This window comes from Amycolatopsis sp. NPDC051128 (assembly GCF_040682715.1).
In the GTDB taxonomy this organism is placed as follows: Bacteria; Actinomycetota; Actinomycetes; order Mycobacteriales; family Pseudonocardiaceae; genus Amycolatopsis.
On the sequence record NZ_JBFBBN010000027.1, the window covers coordinates 112082 to 122016 of the forward strand.

The window sequence follows — 9935 nt, forward strand, 5'->3', positions numbered from 1 at the left end:
GTTCTCCTTGTCTTTGGGGCAGCAGAGTCTTCTCGGCTCAGCAGGTGAGGTCGGTGCAGCAGGCGAACGCCTGCCGCGTCAGGTGGGCGATCGAGGCGCCGGTGTGGTGCCCGGCGCGCAGTGCGCTGGTGAGGCAGGACACCGCGACCGCCGCGACCAGGGTGTGGCCGAGGTCGGGCCGGTCGGTGCCGGCTTCGCGGGCCAGCTGTGCCGCGATCTCGCGTTCCCAGCGCAACCGGAGCCGGAGGCTGCGGGCCTCCAGGGCCGGCGTGGTCATGACGAGGTGCGTCAGCCGCTGGCCGTCGGTGGCCGGGTCGGCGACCGAGCGGTGGGCGAACCGGCACACCGGGTCGGCGAGCGCGGCCACGGTGCGGCGGCGGTCGCGCCGCTGTGCCACGAGGGCGACGAGCGTGCCGGCGGACACGTCCTCCCCGCTGAACAGCACGTCTTCCTTGGCCCGGAAGTGGCGGAAGAACGTCGCGCTGGAGATCCCTGCCCTGGCGGCGATCTGCTCGACCGTGGTGCGGTCGTAGCCGTGCCGCTCGAACAGCTCGAGCGCTGCGGTCTCGACGTCGGCCGCGGTCCGCATCCGGTTCCGCTCCCGCAGTGTCATGGCCGCGATGCTATGTCGGGTTGAGAGACTCTCGCAAGACTATCCGCTTAATTATCTAACTGAAAGATATAGGTAGATGAATCAGCGACTGCTAGCATCGGCCGCATGACGACGCAGGTGGCCGTCGCGGACGGCCTGTTCACGTGGCCCGCACGCGAACCGAGGCTGATCGCCTCCCGGGGGGACGACGGTGTCCTGTCGTTCCCCGCCCGCTCCGGCGAAGAGCAGTGCCTGCTCGGCAGGCGCGGCACGCTCTGGGCGTTCACCACCCAGCAGTTCCGGCCGCCTTCGCCGCCCTATGACGGCAATGACACCGACGAGACGTTCCAGCCGTACGCGCTGGGGTACGTCGAGCTGCCCGGCGAGTTGCTGGTGCAGGCGCGGTTCACCGAGGCCGACCCGGCCAAGCTGCGGATCGGGCAGCCGATGGAGCTGCGGATAGTCCCGTACACGACCCGGGAGGACGGCACCGAGGTGCTCACCTACGCGTTCGCGCCGGTGCCCGAAGATGCGGAGGTGGCGTCATGAGCACGCCGGACGTGGCGATCGTCGGCGTCGGCCTGCATCCGTTCGGCCGGCACGGCGACAAGCAAGCGCTGCGGATGGGAGCCGAGGCCGCGCAGGCGGCACTGGCCGACGCGGGTACCGAGTGGTCCCGGGTCCGGACGGCGTACGTCGGCAGCTACGAGGTGTCGAACCCCGACGCGATCGTCGGCCTGCTCGGCCTGACCGGCATCCCGGTGCGCGGCGTTTTCAACGGGTGCGCCACCGGCGGCACCTCACTGCAGATGGCCGCCGCGGCCATCCGGCACGGCGAAGCCGACGTCGCGATGGCGATCGGGATGGACAAGCACCCGCGGGGCGCGTTCGCCGCCGACCCGGCGGTGGCCGGGCTGCCGGCTTGGTACGGCCAAACCGGACTGTTCCTCACCACCCACTTCTTCGGCACGAAGATCGGCAAGTACCTGCACGACCACGGCGTGTCGACGGGCAGCCTGGCGAAGATCGCCGCCAAGAACCTGCGCAACGGCTCGATCACCCCGCACGCCTGGCGGCAGAAACCCTTGTCCGAACAGGAGATCCTCGACGCCCCCGTGGTGAACCACCCGCTGACCCGGTACATGTACTGCGGACCGGACGAGGGCGCCGCGGCCGTCGTGCTGTGCCGGGGCGACCTGGCCCGGGAGTTCACCTCGGCGCCGGTTTACGTGCGCGCCGCGGAACTGCGGTCCCGGCGGTTCGGCGCGTTCGAGCTGCAGAGCCCGTCCTTGCCGCTGACCAGCGCCCCCAGCCCGACCGTGGACGCGTCCCGGGCGGCCTACGAGGTCGCGGGCATCGGCCCGGAGGAGGTCAGGGTGGCGCAGCTGCAGGACACCGACGCCGGTTCCGAACTGATCCACATGGCCGAGAACGGCTTCTGCGCCGACGGTGAGCAGGAGCGCTGGCTCGCCGAGGGCGCCACCGAGATCGGCGGCCGGCTGCCGGTGAACACCGACGGCGGTCTCATCGCCAACGGCGAGCCGATCGGCGCCTCCGGCCTGCGCCAGATCTACGAAACCGTGCTGCAACTGCAGGGCCGAGCGGGCGCCCGCCAGGTCGGCGGCGACCCGCGGGTCGGCTACACCCACCTCTACGGCGCGCCCGGCGCGTCCGCGGTGACGATCCTGTCCCGCTGATCAGCTCCGAAGACGAAAGGTGACGGCAATGGATATCCGTGACGGTGTCGCCGTGGTGACCGGCGGAGCGTCCGGGCTCGGCCTGGCGACCACCCAGGCCCTCCTCGGCGCGGGTGCGCGCGTGGTGATTCTCGACCTGCCCGGCTCGCCCGGCGAGCAGGTGGCCGCCGCGCTCGGCGACGACGTCCGGTTCGCGCCCGCTGACGTGCGGGACCCCGAGCAGGTCGCGGCCGCGCTCGACGTCGCGGACTCGCTCGGCGCGCTGCGGGTCGCGGTCAACTGCGCGGGCACCGGCAACGCCGTCCGGATGCTCGGCCGCCAGGGAGTGTTCCCGCTGCCGGAGTTCACGAAGATCGTCGAGATCAACCTGATCGGCACGTTCAACGTCATCCGGCTCGCGGCGGAACGCATGGCGAAACAGGAACTGCTCGGCGAAGAGCGCGGCGTGGTGGTCAACACGGCGTCGGTGGCGGCCTTCGACGGGCAGATCGGCCAGGCCGCCTACTCCGCGTCGAAAGCCGGCGTGGCGGGCATGACCCTGCCGATCGCGCGGGACCTGGCCACTCAGCAGATCCGGGTGGTCACCATCGCGCCCGGGCTGTTCGACACCCCGCCGATGGCCGCGGCGCCCGACGAACTACGGGCGGCACTGGGCAAGCAGGTGCCGCACCCGTCCCGGCTGGGCGATCCGGCCGAGTTCGCCGCCCTCGTCGCCCACGTCGTGGCCAACCCGATGCTCAACGGCGAGGTCATCAGGCTCGACGGCGCGATCCGGATGAGCCCGCGATGACCGCGGCGGACACCGCGGCACTGCTGGTCCGGCTGGTGATCGGGGCGACGATGGCCGCACACGGGTACAACCACCTCTGGGGTGGCGGCGGGGTCGCCGGCACCGCGCGCTGGTTCGCCTCGCTCGGCATGCGGCCGGCCCGGCTGCACGCGGTGCTCAGCGGCGCCGGGGAGCTGGCCGCCGGCGCGGCGCTCGCCGCCGGCTTCCTGACGCCCCTCGCCGCGGCCTTCGTGATCGGCACGATGGCGGTCGCCGGGATCACCGCCCATCGGGCCAACGGGTTCTTCGTGTTCAAGGACGGCTACGAGTACGTCCTGATGATCGCGGTGATCTGCGTGGCACTCGCGCTCGCCGGGCCGGGTGGGTTCTCGCTGGACCACGCCATCGGCTGGGACGGCGCGTTGTCGGGCGGGGCCGGGTTGGCGATCGCCGCCGGCGGTGGACTGGCCGGCGCGGTGCTGCTGCTGGCCGCGACCTGGCGGCCCGGTCGAATCGAGCAGGGGAGCGGACATGCGTGACGCGGTGATCGTCGAAGCGGTGCGGACACCGGTCGGCAAGCGGGGTGGCGGGCTGTCCGGGGTGCACCCGGCGGACCTGTCGGCCCACGTGCTGACCGCGCTCGCGCAGCGGAGCGGGCTCGACCCCGCCCTGGTCGACGACGTGGTGTGGGGCTGTGTCGGGCAGGCAGGCGAGCAGACCGCGGACATCGCGCGGACGGCGGTCCTGGCGGCTGGCTGGCCCGAATCGGTGCCGGGCGTGACCGTCGACCGGCAGTGCGGCTCGTCCCAGCAGGCGGTGCACTTCGCCGCCGCGGGGGTGATCTCCGGCCAGTACGACGTGGTGGTCGCGGGTGGCGTCGAGTCGATGTCGCGGGTGCCCATGGGCTCCTCGGCGATGGGGCAGGACCCCTACGGCCCGCGCTATCTGGCCCGCTACGGCGGCGCGTACCCGAATCAGGGCGTCGGCGCGGAGATGATCGCCGAACGGTGGGGGTTCGGCCGCGCCCGGCTGGACGAGTTCTCCCTCGGCAGTCACGAGAAGGCGGCCGCGGCACAGGACGAGGGCCGGTTCGACGCGCAAATCGCGCCGGTCACCCTCGAGGACGGCACGGTGGCGGCGAAGGACGAGGGCATCCGCCGTGGCGGAACCCTGGAGTCGCTGGCCGGGCTGCGGACGGCGTTCAAGGAGAACGGGACGATCACGGCGGGGAACTCTTCGCAGATCTCGGACGGGTCGGCGGCCCTGCTGCTGACCACGAGCGAGAAGGCGGCGGAGCTGGGGCTGCGGCCGCTGGCCCGGGTGCACACCGCCGTCCTGGCCGCGGACGATCCGGTGATCATGCTGACCGCGCCGATCGCGGCGACACGGAAGGCACTGGCCCGCAGCGGCCTCACGATCGGCGAGATCGGCGCGTTCGAGGTGAACGAGGCGTTCGCGCCGGTGCCGCTGGCCTGGCTGGCCGATGTCGGCGCGGACGTGAAGGCGCTCAACCCGAACGGCGGCGCGATCGCCCTTGGTCATCCGCTGGGTGGTTCCGGCGCGCGGCTGATGACCACGCTGGTGCACCACATGCGGGACAACGGCATCCGGTACGGGTTGCAGACGATGTGCGAAGGTGGCGGCCAGGCCAACGCCACCGTCCTGGAACTGCTCGGCTGAGCCGGGGAAGAAGGTTCGACATGGGTGACGAAGTTCTGCTCGAGCGCGACGGCGCGACCCTGATCATCACGATGAACCGGCCCGCCGTGCGCAACGCGGCGAACGGCGCGCTCGCGCGCGGTGTCGCCGACGCACTGGACCGGCTCGACGAAGATCACACGCTCGTCACCGCCGTGCTGACCGGTGCCGGTGGCACCTTCAGCTCCGGGATGGACCTCAAGGCGTTCCTCGCCGGGGACACGCCGGACATCCCCGGCCGCGGGCTGCTCGGGTTCACCGCGTGCCCGCCGGTCAAGCCGATCATCGCCGCGGTCGAGGGGTACGCGCTCGCCGGCGGCTGCGAGATCGCCCTGGCGTGCGATCTGATCGTGGCCGCGCGGGACGCCCGGTTCGGCCTGCCCGAGACCAGGCGCGGGCTCGTCGCGGGCGGGGGCGGACTGCTGCGCCTGCCCCAGCGGATCCCGCGGGGGATCGCGCTGGAATACGCGCTCACCGGCGACCAGTTCGGTGCCGAAGAGGCGGCGCGGTGGGGCATGGTGAACCGGCTGACCGAGCCGGGCGGGGCACTGGCCGCGGCACGCGAGCTGGCCGGGCGGATCGCGGCGAACGGCCCGCTGGCGGTGTGCGCGACCAAACAGATCGTGGCGGAGGCCGGCGAGTGGCCGGCCACCGAGCAGTGGGAACGCCAGCGCGTGGTGACCGACCCGGTGTTCGCCTCGGCCGACGCCGTCGAGGGCGCCCGCGCGTTCGCCGAGAAGCGTCAACCGGTCTGGAGCGGGCGCTGAACCGCCCGGAGCGGCACTGGGTCGGGTCCGACTTCCAGGAACCGCCGCGGACCGAGGGCGGGGTGGCGCTGTGCGGAGCGTGCCGGCTGACCGGCTCCTGCCGGCTGGGCGTCGAACACGAACGCCTGGACGGCGCCGACACCGCCCTGTTCGACGTTCGCTGTCCGCGTGACCAGGAAGGCGGCCCCGACGTCGCGCACGGCGGCTGGACCGCCGCGGTGCTCGACGAGTGCCTCGGGCACATCGCCCTGCTGCAGCGGGTGCTCACGGTCACCGCGGAGCTGAGCATCAGCTTCGTGAAGCCGGTGCCGGTCGAGCGGCCCATCGAGGTCCGCGCCTGGGTGGAACGCCGGGCCGGGTCCCGCTGGTACATCCGGGGTGAGATGGTGCTGCTGCCGAACCGGGCGCTGCTGGCCAAGGCGTCGGGCATCTGGGTCCGGCGCGACCCCTCGCACTTCGACCGCCACCAGCGCTGGCTGGCCGAGCAGGACGCGAATCGCGACAGCGACACGAGGCTGTAGTCCGTGAATGGCCCATTGAGAGACTTCAAGTCTCTCAATGGGCCATTCACGGACTTGAGGCTCAGTAACGCGACCGCACCGGGCCGCCCGTCGGCGCCGCGCCGTACAGCCGGGGGAGGGCCTCGGTGAGCTCGTCGGCGGTGACGGCTTGCCCGGAGCTGCTGGGGTGGCTGCCGACGATGGTCCAGCCCTGCAACCGGTTGACCGTGGCGCCGTCGATGCGCAGCACCTGGCCGGTCAGCCAGCCCGCCGCGTCCGAGGCGAGGTAGACGACGGTGCCGGAGGCGTTGGCGGGGTCGCGGGGATCGAACCCGCCGGCGTCGCTGCCCGATCCGGCCACCGCCAGGTCGGCGGTCATCCGGGTGGCCGCGAGCGGCGAGATCGCGTTCGCCGTCACGCCGTAGCGGCGCATCTCCAGAGCGGTGATCACGGTCAGGCCGGCGATGCCGGCCTTGGCGGCACCGTAGTTCGCCTGGCCCGCGTTGCCGAACAGGCCGGTGCCCGAAGTCGTGTTGATCACCCGGCCGGCGACCGGCTCGCCGCGCTTGGCCGCCGCGCGCCAGTACGCGCAGGCGTGCCGGGTCAGCGCGAAAGTGCCCTTCAGGTGGACCGCGATCACCGCGTCGAACTCCGCCTCGGACATGGAGAACAGCATGCGGTCGCGGACGATCCCGGCGTTGTTCACCACGATGTCCAGCCGGCCGAATTCCGCGACGGTGTCGGCGACCATCGCCTCGGTCGCGGCCCAGTCGGTCACCGACGCGTGGTTCGCGACCGCCGTCCCGCCCGCCTTGACGATCTCCGCGGCGACGTCTTCGGCCGGGGACTCGCCGGTCCGCTCGCCGTGGAGGCCCGAGCCGAGATCGTTCACCACGACCGTCGCGCCGGCTTCGGCGAGCGCGAGGCAGTGCGCCCTGCCGAGCCCCCGGCCACCGCCGGTCACGATGGCCACCTTGCCGTCGAGGATGCCCACAGCCGCTCCAATCAGTTAACTAATCTTATTCTTTATGCTAGCTTGTGCGGCGGGTCGAGTCACGCCGAGGAGGGCAGATGACCGGAGTGGGGCAGCACGAGGTGGCCGGTCCGGCCGCCACCGGCGTCGATCACGGCCGCCTCGACGTCCTCCTGGGCCGGATCAGGCAGGCGGTCGAGGAGACGCCGCTGCCGTCGATGCAGGTGGCCGTGGCCCGCCACGGCGGGCTGGCGGCGTTCGAAACCTTCGGTGCCGCCACCGGCCAGGACCGGTACGTGCTGCAGTCCGTCGGCCGGTCGATCGTCGCGGGCGTGGTGTGGCACCTGATCGGGACCGGCCGCCTCGACATCCGGGAGCGCGTCGCGGCGATCGTTCCCGAGTTCGGGACGAACGGCAAGGACGCCGTGACCGTCGAGCACGTGCTGACCCACACCGCCGGGTTCCCGTTCGCCCCGCTCGGCTACCCGAAGATGCTCGACCGCGAGCAGCGGCTGGCCGCGTTCGGCCGCTGGCGGCTCGACTATCCGCCCGGCACCAGGCTGCAGTTCCACCTCACTTCGGCGGCCTGGGTGATCGGCGAGATCGTGCACCGGCGCACCGGGCTGACCTTCGCCGAGTACCTGCGGGCCGAGCTCACCGGTCCGCTCGGGCTGTCTTCCCTCGACCTCGGGGTGTCGTCGGACACGGTCAAGCCGATGATCGCGACCGATCGCACCGGCGACGACCAGGAGCCCGACCCCTGGGGCCCGTGGTACCTGGCCGACCCACGGGTGCTCGCCGCCGGGGAGCCGAGCCACGCGCTGGCCGGCACCGCGGCGGACGTGGCGCTGTTCTTCCAGGCGCTGGTCCACTCGGGCCGGTGGCCGGCGGACGCCGTCGCCGAAGGGGCCCGGATCCGGCTCACGCAGGTGCCGGCCGGCGAGGAGGCCTACGGCGGGGGAGCCCCGGTCGGCATGGGGCTCTTCGTGACCGTCGCGGGCCAGGACGCCGGCGGCGGGCTGCCGTCCACGGGGTCACCGGCCCTGTTCGGCAACAGCGGCGCCGCTTACCAGCTCGGCTTCCTGGACCCGGTCAGCGGTGTGTCGTTCGCGTTGCTGTGCAACGGATACCCGCTCGCCGGTTACGACCTGTCCGTGCGCGGCCGGGCGATGATGCGCACCATCGCCGACCTCGCCGCGGACCTGACCTGACTCGCACCGACTCGACGTACCTGACCGCAGGAGGATCTCGTGGACGCACCCGTCGCGCTCGTCACCGGAGCAGGCCGCGGCATCGGCGCGGCCATCGCCGCCGAACTCGCCGGCCGCGGCCACCGGATCGCGGTGTGCGATCTGGACGGGGCCGCGGCCTTCGACATGGCCGGGGCACTCGCCGAACGCCACTGCGTGAAGACGGCGGCGATCACCGCCGACATCTCCGACAGTGCCGCGGCGCGTGCCGCGGTCCTCGAGGCGGACGCGGACCTCGGCCCGGTGGACGTGCTGGTGAACAACGCCGCCGTCGACGTCGTCGGCCGGTTCGTCGACAGCGACGAGCAGAGCTGGGACCGGATCATCGCGGTCAACCTGCGCGGCACCATCGCGATGACCAGGGCCGTGCTGGACGGGATGATCGAGCGCGAGCGCGGGCGGATCATCCACATCGCCTCCGACGCCGGGCGGGTCGGCTCCTCCGGTGAGGTGGTCTACTCCGCGACCAAGGGTGGGATCATCGCGTTCGGCAAGGCACTGGCCCGCGAGGTCGCCCGTCACGGCATCACGGTCAACAGCGTGTGCCCCGGCCCGACCGAGACCGCGCTGCTCGGCCAGGTGGCCGAGTACAGCCAGCGCATGTACGAGGCGACCGTTCGCGCGATCCCCCTGCGTCGCGTCGCCCAGCCCGGCGACATCGCCGGGGTGGTCGGATTCCTCGCCTCGGACGCGGCCGCGTACCTGACCGGGCAGACGATCTCGGTCAGCGGCGGCCTCACCATGCTGTGAAGAAAGGGAGACCCCCGTGGCAGACCTGCTGTGCGTCGACGTGGCGGACCGCGTCGCCGTGCTCACCCTGAACCGCCCCGACCGGCTCAACGCCATCGGGACCGCGACGGCGGACCGGCTCGAGTCCACTTTGGATTCCCTGCGCGGCGACGCGGCGGTCCGGGCGATGGTGGTCACCGGAGCGGGCCGGGGCTTCTCCGCGGGCGCCGACCTCGACGAGATCGAGGCGCTGCGCACCGCCTACGAGTTCCGTGCCTTCGTGGGACGGCTGACCGAGGTGTTCGGCCGGCTGCAGGAGTTCGGGAAGCCGTCCGTGGCCGCCATCCACGGGTTCGCCCTCGGCGGTGGCCTGGAGCTCGCGCTCGCCTGCGATCTGCGGGTCGCGGAGCGCGGCGCCAAGCTCGGGCTGCCGGAGATGAAGCTCGGCGTGCTGCCCGGTGCGGGCGGGACCCAGCGGCTGCCCCGGCTGGTGCCGCCGGGAATCGCCAAGCAGATGATCCTCACCGGTGAGCCGATCGACGCCGAGCGCGCTCACGCGGTGGGCCTGGTGAACGAGCTCGCGGAGCCGGGCGAGGGGTTGCGCGTGGCGACGGCCCTCGCCGCCCGGCTCGCGGCGGGGGCCCCGCTCGCCCTGGCCGCGGGCAAGGCCCTCGTGGACCGGATCGACGGCGACCTCGACGCGGGGATCGCCGCCGAGCGGGAGACGGTGGCGGTCATGTTCACCGCCGAGGACCGGGCCGAGGGCCTGCGTGCCTTCCGCGAGCGGCGCCCCGCGGAATTCCGCGGGGCCTGAATGCAGGTTTCAGGTGCTCGCCCAAGGCCGTGAATGGCCCATTGAGGGACATAGGGTCCCTCAATGGGCCAGTAAACCCCATCCGTTTTCCGCGGTGGCGGGCGGGGGGACCCTAAAAAAACCGCGGCCGGCGGGAACTTAAAAAC

12 protein-coding genes are annotated in these 9935 nt (G+C 72.5%); 10 read left to right on the top strand and 2 right to left on the bottom strand.

Annotation, left to right across the window (positions count from 1 at the left end; all coding sequences use genetic code 11):
• Positions 1 to 37: 37 nt before the first annotated feature.
• On the bottom strand, positions 38 to 613 hold the full coding sequence (locus tag AB0M82_RS25975) for a TetR family transcriptional regulator (RefSeq protein WP_364726774.1): 576 nt from the start codon (positions 611 to 613) through the stop codon (positions 38 to 40).
• A 105-nt stretch (positions 614 to 718) separates the two neighbouring features.
• On the opposite strand from AB0M82_RS25975, the gene AB0M82_RS25980 reads away from it, so the two are divergent.
• From AB0M82_RS25980 to AB0M82_RS26010, 7 genes are all read left to right on the top strand, one after another.
• Positions 719 to 1141, top strand: a complete 423-nt coding sequence (locus AB0M82_RS25980) for an OB-fold domain-containing protein (RefSeq protein ID WP_364726776.1) — start codon at positions 719 to 721, stop codon at positions 1139 to 1141.
• Positions 1138 to 2289 (top strand): thiolase family protein, encoded by a 1152-nt coding sequence (locus AB0M82_RS25985; RefSeq protein WP_364726779.1) that lies wholly within the window; start codon positions 1138 to 1140, stop codon positions 2287 to 2289. The genes AB0M82_RS25980 and AB0M82_RS25985 overlap by 4 nt, the downstream gene beginning before the upstream one ends.
• Positions 2290 to 2317: 28 nt before the next feature.
• The gene (locus AB0M82_RS25990; RefSeq protein ID WP_364726782.1) at positions 2318 to 3079 is read left to right on the top strand and encodes a 3-hydroxyacyl-CoA dehydrogenase; all 762 of its coding nucleotides are present in this window, start codon (positions 2318 to 2320) and stop codon (positions 3077 to 3079) included.
• Positions 3076 to 3597: a DoxX family protein gene (locus AB0M82_RS25995; RefSeq protein ID WP_364726785.1), complete on the top strand. Its 522-nt coding sequence runs from the start codon at positions 3076 to 3078 to the stop codon at positions 3595 to 3597. Before AB0M82_RS25990 ends, AB0M82_RS25995 begins: the two co-directional genes overlap by 4 nt.
• On the top strand, positions 3590 to 4738 hold the full coding sequence (locus AB0M82_RS26000; RefSeq protein WP_364726788.1) for an acetyl-CoA C-acyltransferase: 1149 nt from the start codon (positions 3590 to 3592) through the stop codon (positions 4736 to 4738). Before AB0M82_RS25995 ends, AB0M82_RS26000 begins: the two co-directional genes overlap by 8 nt.
• Positions 4739 to 4758: 20 nt before the next feature.
• A complete protein-coding gene (locus AB0M82_RS26005) occupies positions 4759 to 5523 on the top strand; it encodes a crotonase/enoyl-CoA hydratase family protein (RefSeq protein ID WP_364726791.1) in 765 nt (254 codons plus the stop codon).
• 62 nt (positions 5524 to 5585) lie between these two features.
• Positions 5586 to 6044, top strand: coding sequence for a PaaI family thioesterase (locus AB0M82_RS26010; protein WP_364726794.1), 459 nt, complete (start codon positions 5586 to 5588; stop codon positions 6042 to 6044).
• A gap of 61 nt (positions 6045 to 6105) precedes the next feature.
• Here AB0M82_RS26010 and AB0M82_RS26015 read toward each other — a convergent pair whose 3' ends face one another.
• On the bottom strand, positions 6106 to 7017 hold the full coding sequence (locus tag AB0M82_RS26015) for an SDR family NAD(P)-dependent oxidoreductase (RefSeq protein WP_364726797.1): 912 nt from the start codon (positions 7015 to 7017) through the stop codon (positions 6106 to 6108).
• Positions 7018 to 7094: 77 nt separating this feature from the next.
• On the opposite strand from AB0M82_RS26015, the gene AB0M82_RS26020 reads away from it, so the two are divergent.
• Genes AB0M82_RS26020 through AB0M82_RS26030 form a run of 3 tightly spaced genes read left to right on the top strand, consistent with a single transcriptional unit; the run spans position 7095 to position 9789 of the window.
• Entirely contained in the window at positions 7095 to 8207 is a 1113-nt protein-coding gene (locus tag AB0M82_RS26020; RefSeq protein ID WP_364726800.1) for a serine hydrolase domain-containing protein, read from the top strand.
• 39 nt (positions 8208 to 8246) lie between these two features.
• Positions 8247 to 8996, top strand: a complete 750-nt coding sequence (locus tag AB0M82_RS26025; protein WP_364726803.1) for an SDR family oxidoreductase — start codon at positions 8247 to 8249, stop codon at positions 8994 to 8996.
• Between the two features lie 16 nt (positions 8997 to 9012).
• Positions 9013 to 9789, top strand: coding sequence for an enoyl-CoA hydratase/isomerase family protein (locus tag AB0M82_RS26030; protein ID WP_364726806.1), 777 nt, complete (start codon positions 9013 to 9015; stop codon positions 9787 to 9789).
• Positions 9790 to 9935 lie beyond the last annotated feature (146 nt).